Source organism: Pseudoalteromonas simplex, assembly GCF_015278155.1.
Classification (GTDB): Bacteria; Pseudomonadota; Gammaproteobacteria; order Enterobacterales; family Alteromonadaceae; genus Pseudoalteromonas; species Pseudoalteromonas simplex.
This window is the reverse complement of record NZ_JADILN010000011.1, coordinates 112,579-128,100: the sequence shown is the minus strand read 5'-3', so window position 1 is coordinate 128,100 and position 15,522 is coordinate 112,579. Positions and strand designations below refer to the sequence as shown.

Genomic DNA, 15,522 nt, shown 5'->3' with positions numbered 1-15,522 from the left:
GCTGTTAGCACCTAGCACCTAGCACCTAGCACCTAGCACCTAGCACCTAGCACCTAGCACCTAGCACCTAGCGCTGTAGGCGTGAAATTTATTTCGCGCGAACCCATTAAAAAACAACTTCGGAAGAATTTTTGTATTTATATGGGTACAAACATCAAATAACCTGTATTATGCATGCTTTGTTGTTGGGTGGTGAAACCTCTTAATTAACCACCTGATTATGTTGTTGAAAATTTAAGGTGAAAGAATGTTAAAAGGGAACTTTGTGCGCATTAAAAGGGCTTTGGCCGGTTTGCTTGTGTTAAATCTTGGGGTTGCTGGAGCTTCGGCTAATGACGATACACCAATAGAGAGTGTGGTTGCTGATGCTAATCTCTTAACGTGTTTACAAGAAAGTGGCTATAAAACTGTGGGGGAGGTGACAAAAATACATTGCAGAGATCGCGGTATTACCTCAGCCAAAGGGCTTGAGCATTTTAGTAACTTAACAAAACTCGTCCTCAGTAATGAAGGGGATAGCTTCATAGTTGGTGAAATTGGTGGCATTACAAGTAGACCTGCCGATAAGAAAGTGCCAAACCAGCTGACCGAAATCGACATAAGCCACAACAGCCAGCTTTTCCTTGTTGATTTAAGCCAAAACAGCCTTGCGAGTATTGATGTAAGTAACAACGAAGAGTTAGAGACTTTAATGCTGAGTGGCAATAAGCTTTCAAAGCTTGATGTAAGCACTAACAGTAAACTTACATGGCTTGATCTTAATGATAATAAGCTGACAGGTGAATTGACGCTTGTTAATTCTGAACTATATCAACTTAACCTGTCGGGCAATAAGCTCACAAAAGTAAATATACCGAGTGGTATTCGTAACCTTGAGCTTGCAAATAATCAGTTAAAAAACCTAGATTTAAGCAAGTTCAAGATGCTCAGCGAACTAAACCTAGATGCCAACCAGCTTAGCTCTTTAGACATAAGCCATAATAAAAAGTTAACTGCACTTTACGCCGGTAATAACCAGTTAAGCACTATCGATTTAACAGCAAACCCCATGCTTCAAGTGCTCTTTTTGTCGAATAACAAATTAAAAAACATTGATTTACGTGAACATGCAAATTTAGTAGATATTAGCCTTTTTAATAACCCACTAAAAAAAGTAGATGTAAGCAAAAGCTATAATTTAGAGCTGTTAGAACTCGACAGCCGTGTTGAGTGCATAGGCATTGGTTGTGCAACAAGGTTTGAAGGGTATTAATAACAGCGTGTTGGGTAGAGCACTGCGAAGCTCGATAAGTTAGCGAGGGTAAAGCGTAAAGGGGAAAGAAGCTATCAGCTTTCAGCCGTCAGCTATCAGATTAAAACAAAAGAGCTTTAAGCCATAAGGTTTAGGTTAGATTGTGACTGTACCTTGCTATGGCTAACCCCATACCGTAGGTGTGAAATATATTTCGCGCGAAATAAATTTCACGCCTACGGATGAGCACTTCAATTTAACTATGTGCAGGCACAATCTAATCTGACTTCTAACSACTGATATCTAATAACTCTTTTTTCGRCGTTAAAACGCCTCCTACGACTCGAATTTCGCCTCTTTCCCCTTTACTCTTTCTAACTCGCAAACTTGTGTTCGTAATCTGATAGCTACAAATGTTGGGTTTCGCTCCGCTCTAACCAACCTACAAGCTGATGCTCTTATGTTCATCGCGCGAAATAAATTTCACGCCTACGGATGAGCATTCCAATTTAAGTATGCGTAGGCACAATCTAATCTGACTTCTAACGACTGATATCTATTATCTCCTTCCTCGTCCCTCGCACCTATTAAATTTTTTTATCCCTCCATAATTCATCCATTATTGTGATTTACCCTTTGAAATATGAACCTTTTGTACCCCAATTTGAGTGGGTTAAAGCTTATCCGTTTCGAAAATAAGTCTGTCGGACTGTTAGTAGAAGTAAGCATTTTATTAATTAATAGTTTGTCGAAATTACAATCAATAATTAGGAATCGTAATATGAATCAGTGTAAAAGGATTAGTGCTGTGTTGGCTTTATCCCTACTTTCACTAGTTGGGTGTTCTGATGATGACTCTACCGAACAAGAAGCTGTTGCTAATGTCGCTTTGAAATCTATGACCTCAGTCTCCGATGACGTTTATCAACCAGGACAACAGATCACAGTTGATTTCAGTACCGAAACAACCTTATTAACGAATGAACATGTTGGTGTTTCATTTATTTTAATTGAAAGAGATAAAGTCGCTGAGCTCGAAACTGAAGATGAGCCAGATGGCTACGATTTGGGTGAGTTTTATATCGAGCAGTTACAAGAAGGCGAGCAAAATCATACAGCAACATTAATTTTACCAAATGAAGATCTCGTATCGGGTGAATTTGTCATTGCCGCTTTTGTTGACACAAGTGGTGTGATCTCAAGTGAAGTTGATGTTACAGATAATAAATCCCGTGGCATTGAATCTGGTGACGAAAGCACCTATAGCTCAGTAACCATTAGCGATGGTCATTACCATGATTTCGTTTTAGATAAACTTAAAGTGGGCGACGGCTTTGCTATTTTTCCTGGCCCGGGTAAAAGAGATACCACAGGTACAGGTGAACCAACACAGAAAGTACCTGATTTAATAGGTTTTATTAATGCCACCAAATTTGGTAATTCAGTCAACGAGGCTGACATCAGTGCAACAATAACCATCGGCGAAACGACTTATCATGCTCACTTATGGAATGAGCAAGCACAAGCTTATATGGAGACGATGCGTATTAAGTTTCCTGATCATGAGCAATCTCATTACTTTCCTTGGGATGTTGCAGTAAATGGCGTATTGCTAAAAGCGATACACGATGATTTTGATCACGATGGTGGTGAAAACAGTTTTAGCATGACATTTACCTTCCACGACAACTCTGATGAAATTGAAGCTCATAGCGAAAATAATAGTATTACCGTTGAAGTACCTTATGCGCTTTATCATGATGAAGTGAGTACTGCAGAATCGGTAGAGCTAAATAGTAATCAAGCAACAATAGCGTCAGCATCAGCGATGCAGACTACAGCTTCATCAGCAACAACGTTAGCCAAAGTTGGCAGTTGGAGTGCTACCTATGGTGACAGTGACGCTGTGGCAATCAGCCCTTCTTTTTATAGCTATATGAATGTTTCTTCTAGTAATGGTGGTTCAGCCGAGGGGCTAGTAGAAGCAGATTTAGATCTTTACCTCTTTGATAAATCAGCGAGTTTGGTTAGTGCCAGTGCTGAAGCGAGTGCAAATGTAAGTGATGGTGAGATTACTTATGCAGCAAACTTTAGTGTGCTGGGTGACACATTAATTGACGAGGGCGACACGTTAACGGCCTTAGACAAGTCTTTAGGATATAGCTGGAGCGAAGAGCAAAAAGTGGTTGAAACGACGTTCACCATTGTAATTGTTCCGGTGACCGTTGAGGCTGGTGTCAGTGGCAGCTTGGATTTAGGGGTTGGTTTAGCTTACAGCAATAGCCGAATTGACTTAGGGGGAGATATTGTTACTGCCAGCATGGATGCGTATGCCACTGCAGAAATAAACTTAGGTATTGCAAGTGGCGGTGTTGGTATAGACTTTTTGATTATTGCAGATACATTTAATGCCACACTTTATGCAGATTTAGCTAAAGCTATCACTGATTCTAAAATCACCTTAGGGATTGATGTAACGAATGATATTGAGGCTATTTCCGGTGAATTTTATGTTTATGTGAAATACCCTAAATACAAGTGGTGTTGCACGGTTAAGACAAAAACCAAAACTCAAACTATCTACGATACTAGTACCTTGTACGATAAAAGCTGGACAATTTTAGACGAATCAGCAACCTTAAATTATTAGTATGAAGGCATAGGTATAATGCGTTTAATTAAACTGAGTTTATTATTTGGCACTTTATTAGGCTATGCTTCGGCCGCTTATGCAGTGCCTCATTGTACTGTTTGGGGTGAACTTCAATCAAAAGCTGATACGAATATTGTTTCGATGAATAGCCCCTCAAAAAGCCAGTTTGACTTGCAAGGGCGGTTAATTTATCGGCCTTTGTTAGTTGCAGAAAAATTTCACTGGTTGGGTTTTGAGCTATACCAAGCTCAAGCAAAGTTGAATAAAACAGTGAGTACCAGCAATGAGTATGCTGTGCCTTTTGCTGTGAAAGTTAGCAATAACTCAGGTGAAGTTTTAGATTATCGGTTTAACGCTAAATTAAAAGCGGCTGATCAACAAAAGCTGATTGCTTTATACCGTGCCTTTCACCGTGCAAAACCCCCTGAAAATTTACAGGGGGATAAGTATTGGGTTAAAGAGCGAGATGATATCGGTCAGTACAAATCACTCTACACAGTGTTAGCTGATAATAAACTAAAGCGAAATAAACTCAGTTATTTAGAACCAACTGACACTAGGCAAAGTACTAACGCTGCGAAAAAGCTAATGCAGTTAGAAACGGCGAACATTATTAGTGATGAGTTTATCTTTGAAAACGATAAATGCTGGTTAACAAAAACCCTCGGAAATAGTCATATTCAAGTCAGTAGTAGTGATGGAAGTATGAATATTGAAGTACTGCAAACACTAAGTTTAAATCGTTCAAATCAATCGATACCCGATGATGCAAGGTTACTACAATTACCCGAAGACCCTAATCAATGGGAAAATTTAAGCACAGATTGGGTTTACCCTAAAGCGCCGCCTCAACCATTAAAAAATACTGAAGCGTTTATCACTGCTTTAAAAAGTATGGATTGGCTAGAGGGAGACCGAAAAACGCTTTTGCAATTTCTTTATGACAATGATCAGTATTTGCTGAGCTTAAAAGAGCTTATTTCAACTAAATCAATTGCAGATCCTTTGGAAAGTAAATTGTTTATGTACCTAGGTAAGCATGACTCAGTTAATTCAAAACAATTACTGACAGAGGTATTTGTTGAGCCTGGTTTATTTTCACCAAATCAGCGCTTTAGAAGTTTAATGGCACTAAAATACAGTGAAAAGCCGTTAACTGACATGCAGGTTGAGGCGATTTTTGAGTATTCCATGTCATATGGTCTTGATGAAGAAAATTCTAAGCTGGCTCATAGTGCTTTAATGGTAATGGGAGCGATTGCAAAAAATCAGCAGGGCAGTGAGTTTTCAACTCAGTTAACCCAAAAATTAGCTGATTCATTGAGCTCTAGTGCAACGGAGCAAAAAGCATCAGCCCTAATCACCGCACTAGGTAATAGTGGAGACTATGATCATCAACAGCTTATTGGTGATTATTTAGCTGGCGACAGTGCAAGATTACGCCTAAATGCGGCAGAGGCTCTGGCAAAAATGCCAAGTAAAACCAGTTTGAATTACTTGAGTAATCAACTAAATCAAGAAACTGATAGTAAAGCGCAAGGGGCGATATTAAAGGCAATGGGTAATAATGAGTTAGACGCAGAACAAGTCGATAGTATTTATGCCTTTGCTGACGCTAGTAACCCGAAAGATATTCGCAGTGCCGCTATATCGGCGTTAAGTCAACAAGCGAAGTCAAAACCAGAGGTTAAAAGCCGTTTAAAAGCGCTGGTTAAGACGGAAACTAATCAAAAGAACCTGCGTCAATTAATGAAAGCGCTGTATGGTTCGTAGAGCTATCAGTTGGTAGGTTGGTTAGAGCGGAGCGAAACCCAACTAATTAGCGAGATACAAGGGGAAAAGGGTAAAGGAGCTATCAGCTTTCAGCCGTCAGCTATCAGATTGAAAAGTTAGCGAGATGCGAGTTGTAGGAGGCGTTTTAACGCCGAAAAAGAGATACCAGTCGTCAGAAGTTAGATTGGATTATGCCTGCGCATAGTTAAATTGAAATGCTCATCCGTAGGCGTGAAATTTATTTCGCGCGATGAGCATAAGATCTATCAGATTGAAAAGTTAGCGAGTTAGAAAGAGTAAAGGGGAAAGTTTGCGAGATGCGAGTTGTAGGAGGCGTTTTAACGCCGAAAAAAGTCATAGGGGAGGCGCAACTAACACTACGCTGTTAGCACCTAGCACCATTCCTACGCGATATAAAATCGCTGCTAAAATCTCGCTAACTTGCAGCTACTGAATCAAACTCACTTGTTTTACATACGTATCGGTTTGCAAACCAAAGTGGCCGAGAACGTAGGTGTAGGTGGCATTTTCATTCCATAATCGGCTGCTGTGAATGCCGTACACATAACAAGTTGTTCCTAGCACTAATTCGGGTTTAACACTAGGGAGAGGTTATGATCTGAGAGATAAATCTGCTAGCCTTATTTCAGCCCAACTTGTAAAAGCAGGTATTAATTTAATAGAAGCAAACTCATTAGCTTCAGCTTCAAGGCTTAAAGGAAGGGCGGCAGAGCTTTTTATAATTAGGAACGATTTATTGGACTATGAAATTAGTCCAAATGTACAGCTATCTTTATTTAATATTGCATATGCAGAGAAAGAAAAAGTTGTTTTGCGAATATGCCAAAAAGCAGATACTGTCGCTGCATATGGAGCTGTTGATTGGGGTCAATTACCAAGTTCTTTATTGGAACTTTTTGTTGATTTAACTTATCGAGGCGACTATTCGGGAGCCACAAGAAAGTTCTTACAAAAACCACTCGCGCAAGGAGATATTAAATCTTTGAAGCTTATATTCAGTGATCGCTCTAAGTGGAGTTCAGTGCCTTATCAGAAGTTTGCTATGAGAAGCAAGTTCGCAAGTACTTTATAGGTAAAACAATCGACAATACAGGTTTCTCCATGAATTTTAAAACAATGGCACTATCCCTTTCTATTTTTACCAGTTTCGCTTGTTCTCAGGAATCGAGTTTAGAGAAGGTTGACAATATCCAGCCGATTCAGGTAATCAAAGGTCAGTTAAAAAATGAGACTGTTACTTATTTGCGCTATAACACTGAGGTTCAACCTTGTATTACACTAAAATTGGACAGAATGGATAAACAAAAGCAGTTATGTATTTTTACCGATCAACAAGGGAATGCGGTTGATGTAAGGACTGATGTTGCTGGAGTCGACTATTTGACCCCCGCCTTTTCTGAAAGTTCTTTCACAGTGACTTTAGATCTATTTAGTTATTACTTAGATTGCCAAATTACCCTTATAAATAAATCAGTAAAAGATCCTGTGTGTAAATTTAGAGATATGGATTAAAAAAGATTTATAAATAAAAGTAAAATATCTAGGGCTTTTCTAGCTAATGATTAGCCCTAAAATCTACCTAGTATTGCAATTCTACATATTCAACTAGCACATTTTGCTAGTAAAAAATCTAATAATTTGTACTTAAAAAATGCACAAAGGTTAAATTAATGTAAATTAAATCTTGCTTTCGTACCTGTTTGGTCTATGTTTTTGGTCGGAGGTCACTCCTCCAACCTGATAGATAAAATTACAATCAACAGGAACACACATGAAAATAAAAACACTCTCACTAGTGCCAGCTTTAATGTTGGCAGCGGGTATCAGCCACAGTGCTTTTGCTGCGCAAGGAGTCGCATTTGTGCACGGTACAGGCCAGCAAAGCGATGCGTATAATGACTATTGGACAGGCAGTTTTGTCGACACGGTTCGTCAAGGTTTACCAAATAGTAGTAATTACACGGTCATTAATTGTGACTTTGATCAATACATGTGGGCAGACGCGGCATCTGGCTGTTTAGCAGGGCAGCTCACTACATTTATCAATAATAAAAACATCACAGATTTAACTCTGATCACTCACTCTAACGGTGGCAATGTGGTGCGTTGGATTTTATCTAACCCAACATGGGATAGCCGTTATCCAAATATCATTAGCAAAGTCACGCGTACCATTGCTTTGGCTCCTTCAAGTGGTGGCACGCCGTTGGCTGATGCAGTTATTGCGGGTAATTCGTTTGAGCAAAGTTTAGGCTGGCTTTTAGGCTACGGCAGCGATGCAGTAAAACAACAACAAGTATCTTGGATGGAATCGTATAACGCACAGTGGCTGTATGGCACACCGAACCGCCCAAGCTTACCGTCTCGATTCGAAACCGTAGTAGGCAGTGATGTTGAATCAGCGGTATGGGATAGCGACAGCTATTGTGGCGGTTATCAAAATCAAGTGGGCCTTGAAGTAACACAAAACTGGTTAGACAGCTGTTCAGATGGTTTTTTAAATTGCAGTTCTCAGTCGTTAGCTGGGGTGGTGTGGTTTACCGATAAATCACGAACCCAAGGTGGTGAGCCTTTAAGTCATCAGCAAAGTCGACGTAACTGTTTTGGCTTGCCAAATATGCTTAAAAACCGAATTTAGGAGCCCGCTATGATTAATAAGTTAACCACAATTGCAGCTGCAATAATGCTTGTAAGCACAGCCGCAAATGCTAATGAGCAAACGGTTTATCAATTCCCTCAAGTTCAACCAGCATCAAGCGCTCAACTACAAACACTTGAAAAAGACAGTGTTGAATATTGGCAGAAAGTTTCGGGTAAAGAGCTTAAGCGTGGTGTGCCTGTTTTTGTAAACCAAGCTGATAACTTTATTCGCATTGCACCAAAAGCACGCTTTGATAGTGGCGAAGTATTTAAGCCTCATGGCTTACAGCTAGATAAACTGTCGGTGCGAGATGACAGCTTTAGACAAATGCCAATGCAAGCCATGGTTGCACGTGAGCAAATGGAAAATGCAGGATTTAGCGATGGCAGTGTTGGGCTCAAGGTAGGTCAGATAAATGGCAAAGCAATGCTAAGAACAAGCCAAGCCCTTAACGATAACGACACCTACTTGCTGCACGTGATTGAAAAAGGCTCGAGCAATGCTTTGCATGCTAAATCGCAATTTAAAGTGAAAGATCAGCAACAGCGTGTTGCTATGCAGCTTAGTATGGGTAAAAAGCGCTTTAAAGATAGTGATGTGAAGTTAACGCTTTCAAGCCCTGATGGCGAAAAACTAGATGTACGTTACGAAAATGGTGAAGCAGTATTTAATTACCCGCTTGAAACCTTAGGAGCAATAAATGGTTACTATGAGCTTGAGGCCAGTGTAGACACTAAAGTGAATGGCCAAACGGTAAAACGCTCTATAAAAATGCCGTTTGTACATAGCTCACAAACCATCAGTATGGATAAAGCCAAAGTCACTGCGCTTGGCAATAACAAATACCAAGCTAAAGTACCGGTGCAAGTGACCGACTCAGGCCGCTATGCCATTCGTGCAACCTTAACTGGCAAAGGTAATAAAGGTGAGCGCATCAAACTGGCAACGGTTGAAGTAGCAAAACAGATTGATAGCTATGATAGTTTCACAATGCCTTTTGTGGTCACTCAAGCAGCCAAAGCTCCATATGAGCTGGTGGATATTGAACTTACCGACCAAACGCGAATGTTGAAGTTTGCGGGGGAGTAAAGGGTAGCTATTATCGTATGTTGGGTGGAGCTAAGCGAAGCCCAACAAGTTAGCGAGTTGCTAGGGGAAGGAGCCATCAGCTTTCAGCCGTCAGCTATCAGACGAAAAAGTTTGCGAGATACGAGTTTAGGCGTTTTTTCGCCGAACCCTGTGGTTCAATTTGTTTTTCACAAAGAGAAAAGAATGAGAAATAAATGAGATAGACCAAAAGAGTATTTTGTTTTTTCCTCTAAAGCGCAGCGTCTCTTATCCTCTTTGTGAATATTATTTTTAAATGCTGTTTTTCTCTGTGTAGCGCGAAGTGCCTCGGTGTACTTTGTGGTTCAATATTTTTTTCACAAAGAGAAAAGAATGACAAGTAAATGAGATAGACCAAAAGAGTATTTTGTTTTTTCCTCTAAAGCGCAGCGTCTCTTATCCTCTTTGTGAGTATTATTTTTAAATGCTGCTTTTCTCTGTAGCGCGAAGTGCCTCGGTGTACTTTGTGGTTAAATTTGTTTTTCACAAAGAGAAAAGAATGAGAAATAAATGAGATAGACCAAAAGAGTATTTTGTTTTTTCCTCTAAAGCGCAGCGTCTCTTATCCTCTTTGTGAATATTATTTTTAAATGCTGCTTTTCTCTGTAGCGCGAAGTGCCTCGGTGTACTTTGTGGTTCAATTTGTTTTTCACAAAGAGAAAAGAATGAGAAATAAATGAGATAGACCAAAAGAGTATTTTGTTTTTTCCTCTAAAGCGCAGCGTCTCTTATCCTCTTTGTGAATATTATTTTTAAATGCTGTTTTTCTCTGTGTAGCGTGAAGTGCCTCGGTGCTCTCTGTGGTTCATATACTTTGAAAATAAAAATATGCTCAATGGGAATTTAAACTCAAACAAATATCTGTTTAATAGGTTGTTTTTGTGTTTATCATAGAAATTAAACAATAATAAAGTTTGAGCTTTATGCTCACCAAGGACGGTTATGCCAGATATGTATTTTGGAATACTCGCCAATTTAGGCGTGGTTCTATTACTCGTTTTAATTTTAAAAGCATTCAGTAAAGTAACTATAAACTTAACTTGGCTGCTTGCTACTCTGTTAATTCTATTTTGTTATTTCTTAGCTTTATTCAAAGGTAAAGAGTTCATTTCCTTAGATTTACTCTTTACAGATCTCAAATGGAATTGGTCAGGTAAAATTGTCGCTATTACTCTTTGGGCTTTGGTATTGGCTTTATTAGCAGCTTTTAAAAGTGACTTTAAAATCAAGGACGCTGGTTTTACTCTCAGACAAAATGAAGGCTCTATTAAGCCTGCACTCGTTGTTTTAACCCTGTTTGTTGCGTTGCAGATTATTGTAACGCTTAGCCTTGGTAACGGACCAAATTTCGATTTTGAAACGCTACTCTATCAAGCTCTTATTCCTGGGTTAGATGAAGAACCAATGTTTAGAGGAGTTTTATTATTTTGTTTTTCGTTGGCTGTTGTTTCATCGCGCATTAACTTTTTTGGCTCGCCAATAAACATTGCAGGGTTACTTTTGGTTTTATTATTTGGTCTAGTTCATGGGGTTATGCATATAGATGGTGAGTGGCATTTGTCTGCATTCAGAATCGTACTAACTGGGAGTTATGGATTTATTTTGCTGTGGTTAAGAGAGCGTACTGGTAGCCTTGTTTTTCCAATTGTAGCGCACAATATGGTTAACTTTGTTGGGCAGTTAGTTTAGTACATGAAGGTAAAGTAAATATACTATCAAGTACATAGGTTGGCTTAATAGGAAAGTAATGGCAAAATTGTGTTTTAAAAATGGAAACTTAAATAATGGATTATAATCAGCCACTTTCGAAGCACTCCCTAGATTTAAACCTGAACGACCGAGTTTGGTTTAGATATTCAACTTTCTATGAAAAGACAGTTTTACAAGCAGACTCTAATACAAAACTAAAGTCGCTACCGGGCCTAGCTGTGCTGTCGGGCGGAGCTGAATTTTTATTTTTCTTTATGACTATCGCTATTGCTGTAATGAGCCTAGTGCTTCAAGAAACGATGCAGCCGATACCTGCTTTTTTAACTTGTGTGAGTTGTTATCTCTGTGTATTTGTTATCAAGCGAATTGTGATTTATAACAAATTTGGATTTGGTCGTAAGTGGATTATGAGTATATCTAAAGACTCACTCGAAATAGATAGGCGAGCAATAGAGGGCAAAGCTTCAAAAGTTTTGCAAATCGCTAAGGGCGATATCCAAGAAATCATTTTTAATTATACTTTTCACGGTAGAAGTGGTCATATTGTGAACGAAAAAACGGCCAATTTACACGCTTGTGAAATTCATCAAAAAAGTGGCGATGTTGTTACGCTAGACAGTATGCGAGTAGGTCTTTTTGATGTGCTGTACCTTTTAAAATTCCACGAATACCCGCTACTATTCAGAAGTACAACTTCAAGCGGTGCAGGTAATATAGTTATTTTGATTATGCGGTTAATTTCTCTTTCTGCGATCATATCGGCTCTTGTCATGTTGGCATTTAATTTAAAGTCATAAAGGTGAGTTATTTGTATGGCTATTAGCTGGTAGGTTGGTTAGAGCGGGGTGAAACTCAACGTTTGGAGCCATCAGCTTTCAGCCGTCAGCTATCAGATTGAAAAGTTAGCGAGATGCGAGGTGTAGGAGGCGTTAGAAGATATTAGATATCAGTCGTTAGGCGTGAAATTTATTTCGCGCGATGCTTATCTAAACCACAGAAGCAAGATGTAGGTCGGGCTTTAGCCCGTCAATGTTAGCGATTATGTGTCGCCATAAATGACGACCTACAGTGCTTGATTCATTAGCTCGTAGGTTGGTTAGAGCGGAGCGAAACCCAACTTTGGAGCCATCAGCTATCAGATTGAAAAGTTAGCGAGATGCGAGGTGCAGGAGGCGTTTTAACACTGAACAGGTAGCAGCGGGTTTACCCCGCGTAATTTACAGTTTTATCTGTGTAGCGCGAAGCGCCTCGGTTTACTCTGTGGTTCAATATTTTTTGCACAAAGAGAAGACAATGAGAAGTGAATGAGTAACCCAACAAAACCATCAATTTTTTAATAATTCCTCTTAAGCGCAGCGTCTCTTTTCCTCTTTGTGAGTATTCAGTGGATTACGCGATATAAAATCGCCGCTACACTCTTGCTAATCCGCAACTCGTGCCCCTAGACCCTTTCACCTGTATTCTTTTACAATGCATAAAATGACTTTTTTAGAGAATGCGTTGAACTACTTGGCTCACCTTTATTTAGCACAACCGACGGCTGATTCACATTTTGGTAATTTGCTGGGGGACTTTGGTGGGCGTCGGTATTCTGCGCAGTTACCCAATACGGTTAAAAATGGCCTTGAAAATCATTATCTGGTTGATAGGTTTACTGACTCACATCCCCTTGTAAAAGAGGCTAAGCAGTACTTTTCGCCAGCACGTAAACGCTTTGCAAGTGTCGCCATTGATGTAGCGTTCGATCACTTTCTAATTCAGCATTGGCAGCGGTTTAATGACCAACCATTAGCTGAATTCAAACAGCACAGTTATGGGCTTTTAAATGCTAGGCAAGCCATGATGCCTTCGCGTATGCAGCAAGTTGTGACTAGTATGACCAACAATGATTGGTTTAAAGAGTATGAAACACTCGATGGGGTCGGCCTTGCTCTTGATAACATCGCCAAGCGTATTCGCTTTGCTAATAACTTTGCAGGAGCCGCTGACGATATAGCTCGCCACTACCAACAATTAGACGCGGTGTTTTTAACGTTTTTCCCTGAGCTGGTTGAGCATGTGAAGCAAATGGGTGTGGAAAAGCAAAAGCTTTAAGCTATAGGCCGGTAGGTTGGGTAGAACGGAGTGAAACCCAACAAGTTAGCGAGTTACAAGGGTAAAGAGTAAAGCGGAAAAATTGCGAGATACGAGGTGTTCCAACGCCGAACTGGTAGCAACGGGTTTACCCCGCGTAATTTGCGGTTTATCTCTATGTAACGTGAATCGTCTAGGTGCGCTTTGTGGTTCAATATTTTTTTGCACAAAGAGAATAGAATGAGAAGTGAATGAGTAACCCAACAAAACCATCAAATTTGTTTTTAATAATCCCTCTTAAGGGCAGCGTCTCTTATCCTCTTTGTGAGTATTATTTGTAAATGCTGTTTTTCTCTGTGTAGCGCGAAGTGCCTCGGTGCTCTCTGTGGTTCAATATTTTTTTCACAAAGAGAAAAGAATGAGAAGTAAATGAGATAGACCAAAAGAGTGTTTTGTTTTTTCCTCTAAAGCGCAGCGTCTCTTATCCTCTTTGTGAATATTATTTTTAAATGCTGTTTTTCTCTGTGTAGCGCGAAGTGCCTCAGTGTACTTTGTGGTTCAATATTTTTTTTCACAAAGAGAAAAGAATGAGAAGTAAATGAGATAGACCAAAAGAGTATTTTGTTTTTTCCTCTAAAGCGCAGCGTCTCTTATCCTCTTTGTGAATATTATTTTTAAATGCTGTTTTTCTCTGTGTAGCGCGAAGTGCCTCGGTGTACTTTGTGGTTCAATATTTTTTTGCACAAAGAGAATAGAATGAGAAGTGAATGAGTAACCCAATAAAACCATCAAATTTGTTTTTAATAATCCCTCTTAAGGGCAGCGTCTATTATCCTCTTTGTGAGTATTAAGAGAACTACGCGGTATAAAATAGCGGCTACACTCTTGCTAACTCGCAACTCATCCCATTTAATCGTCTGGGCCTTTTAGGGTAAACACTAAATGCCTGCGCATGTCTTTTAAAATCACGCCTTTTTTCAGCATTGCGCCACTTAGGCGTTTTTGCCATTTTAATAGCTCTGGGGTCGCTGCATCGAGTGTTTGCTGGTTTTCAAATTGAAAACATAAAAGCAATGAGCCTGGGAATAAGTGGTATTCCACATCAAACCAGCATTGCAACATGCCTTCAAGTTCTGCGCGACCTTGCTCTTCAAGGGCGTCGGCAACATTTAATACAAGGGCTTGCTGTTTTAATTGTACTTTAGAAAGCTTTTTCATTTAAAAACCAAAATCGAGTCGAAAAACTAATTATACCTAAGCTTCATGCTTGGCGGAATGCATTACGCCAATCTCGCGGTGATAAACCAAACTGAGAGCGAAAATGGTGACGTAAAGTAACAGATGAGCCAAAGCCGCATTGCTCGGCTAAATGTTCTAGTGGTAAATCAGTTGACTCAAGAAGTCGCTGCGCGTGGTTTAAACGTTGATTTAACAGCCACTGCCCAACGCTCTGTCCAGTAAGCGATTGAAAGTGGCGGGTAAAGGTGCGTCGGCTCATGTGCATTTGCTCTGCGAGTGTATCAATCGTATGGTTGCTAGCTAAGTTTTTTTGCATCTGTTCAAGCAAGCTTGCTAAACGCTCATCAGCAACATTTTGCGGGACGGGTAGGGCAATAAATTGTGTTTGCCCGCCAGTGCGATACGGCGCAGTTACCATCATTCTGGCAATAGCATTAGTTTGCTCGCTTCCTAAAAATTTGCGAACTAAATATAAGCAACAATCAATGGCTGCCGCTGTTCCTGCCGATGTATATAGCCGATTATGTTCAAGGTAAAGCACTTGATTGTTAAGCTTCACTTTTGCAAAGCGCGCTTTGAAGTCATCGCTGTATGCCCAGTGGGTAGTTGCTTCAATATTATCTAAAAGCCCAATGTGCGCTAACGCATAAGCGCCTAAACAAAGCCCTACAATTATAGCGCCACGGCTATGCGCGTTTAGCAAACTGGTTGCTAATTCTTTAGAGGGGGCTGTTTCAGGTGATGGCCAAGACGGAATAATTATAATATCTGCCTGATCAAACTTTGTTATTGAGTGATGCGCTTGAATATCAAACCCCGCGCTTGAGGGCATTACAGCTTTACTTTCGCTGCACACCGCTAAGTTAAATTCTTTGATACCAGCTGAGCGAGCGCCTTCACCAAACACCATACATGGTACTGCAAGATGAAATGGACTGATATTTGGAAATGCGAATACTGCAACATTCATGGTAAAGCCTTATCAAACACTTTGGCCCAATATTATCGATAAATGGTGTTTGGGTCACTGTTTGATACGTTAAAAATTCAGCAAACTAGGCGTCAATACAATGA

12 protein-coding genes and 1 pseudogene are annotated in these 15,522 nt (G+C 39.9%); 10 read left to right on the top strand and 3 right to left on the bottom strand.

The features are described from left to right. Positions 1-247: 247 nt before the first annotated feature. From IRQ78_RS17390 to IRQ78_RS17380, 3 genes are all read left to right on the top strand, one after another. On the top strand, positions 248-1,252 hold the full coding sequence (locus IRQ78_RS17390) for a leucine-rich repeat domain-containing protein (RefSeq protein ID WP_194442782.1): 1,005 nt from the start codon (positions 248-250) through the stop codon (positions 1,250-1,252). A 760-nt stretch (positions 1,253-2,012) separates the two neighbouring features. Then, on the top strand, positions 2,013-3,881 hold the full coding sequence (locus IRQ78_RS17385; protein WP_194442781.1) for a hypothetical protein: 1,869 nt from the start codon (positions 2,013-2,015) through the stop codon (positions 3,879-3,881). An 18-nt stretch (positions 3,882-3,899) separates the two neighbouring features. Beyond that, positions 3,900-5,657, top strand: coding sequence for a HEAT repeat domain-containing protein (locus IRQ78_RS17380; protein WP_194442780.1), 1,758 nt, complete (start codon positions 3,900-3,902; stop codon positions 5,655-5,657). 447 nt (positions 5,658-6,104) lie between these two features. On the opposite strand, the pseudogene IRQ78_RS20875 reads toward IRQ78_RS17380, so the two are convergent. Continuing rightward, a pseudogene (locus IRQ78_RS20875) lies at positions 6,105-6,230 on the bottom strand (lipase); the annotation flags it as partial. 184 nt (positions 6,231-6,414) lie between these two features. Between IRQ78_RS20875 and IRQ78_RS17375 the strand changes: the two are divergent. The 7 genes from IRQ78_RS17375 to IRQ78_RS17345 all read left to right on the top strand — a co-directional run bounded on the left by IRQ78_RS17375 (position 6,415) and on the right by IRQ78_RS17345 (position 13,230). Further along, on the top strand, positions 6,415-6,750 hold the full coding sequence (locus tag IRQ78_RS17375; RefSeq protein WP_194442779.1) for a lysozyme family protein: 336 nt from the start codon (positions 6,415-6,417) through the stop codon (positions 6,748-6,750). A gap of 29 nt (positions 6,751-6,779) precedes the next feature. Beyond that, positions 6,780-7,190: a hypothetical protein gene (locus IRQ78_RS17370; RefSeq protein WP_187489986.1), complete on the top strand. Its 411-nt coding sequence runs from the start codon at positions 6,780-6,782 to the stop codon at positions 7,188-7,190. A gap of 259 nt (positions 7,191-7,449) precedes the next feature. Beyond that, positions 7,450-8,316: a hypothetical protein gene (locus IRQ78_RS17365; protein ID WP_054560749.1), complete on the top strand. Its 867-nt coding sequence runs from the start codon at positions 7,450-7,452 to the stop codon at positions 8,314-8,316. Between the two features lie 9 nt (positions 8,317-8,325). Further along, complete coding sequence (locus tag IRQ78_RS17360) at positions 8,326-9,408, top strand: DUF4785 domain-containing protein (protein ID WP_194442778.1); 1,083 nt, start codon at positions 8,326-8,328, stop codon at positions 9,406-9,408. Positions 9,409-10,368: 960 nt separating this feature from the next. Then, positions 10,369-11,115, top strand: a complete 747-nt coding sequence (locus IRQ78_RS17355; RefSeq protein WP_138599863.1) for a CPBP family intramembrane glutamic endopeptidase — start codon at positions 10,369-10,371, stop codon at positions 11,113-11,115. Between the two features lie 95 nt (positions 11,116-11,210). After that, positions 11,211-11,933: a hypothetical protein gene (locus tag IRQ78_RS17350; RefSeq protein ID WP_194442777.1), complete on the top strand. Its 723-nt coding sequence runs from the start codon at positions 11,211-11,213 to the stop codon at positions 11,931-11,933. Positions 11,934-12,636: 703 nt separating this feature from the next. Continuing rightward, entirely contained in the window at positions 12,637-13,230 is a 594-nt protein-coding gene (locus IRQ78_RS17345; RefSeq protein WP_054551921.1) for an acyl carrier protein phosphodiesterase, read from the top strand. Between the two features lie 888 nt (positions 13,231-14,118). On the opposite strand, the gene IRQ78_RS17340 is transcribed toward IRQ78_RS17345, so the two are convergent. Beyond that, the gene (locus IRQ78_RS17340) at positions 14,119-14,427 is read right to left on the bottom strand and encodes a hypothetical protein (RefSeq protein ID WP_054560743.1); all 309 of its coding nucleotides are present in this window, start codon (positions 14,425-14,427) and stop codon (positions 14,119-14,121) included. A gap of 43 nt (positions 14,428-14,470) precedes the next feature. Beyond that, positions 14,471-15,418 (bottom strand): GlxA family transcriptional regulator, encoded by a 948-nt coding sequence (locus tag IRQ78_RS17335; protein ID WP_054551919.1) that lies wholly within the window; start codon positions 15,416-15,418, stop codon positions 14,471-14,473. Positions 15,419-15,522: the final 104 nt, after the last annotated feature.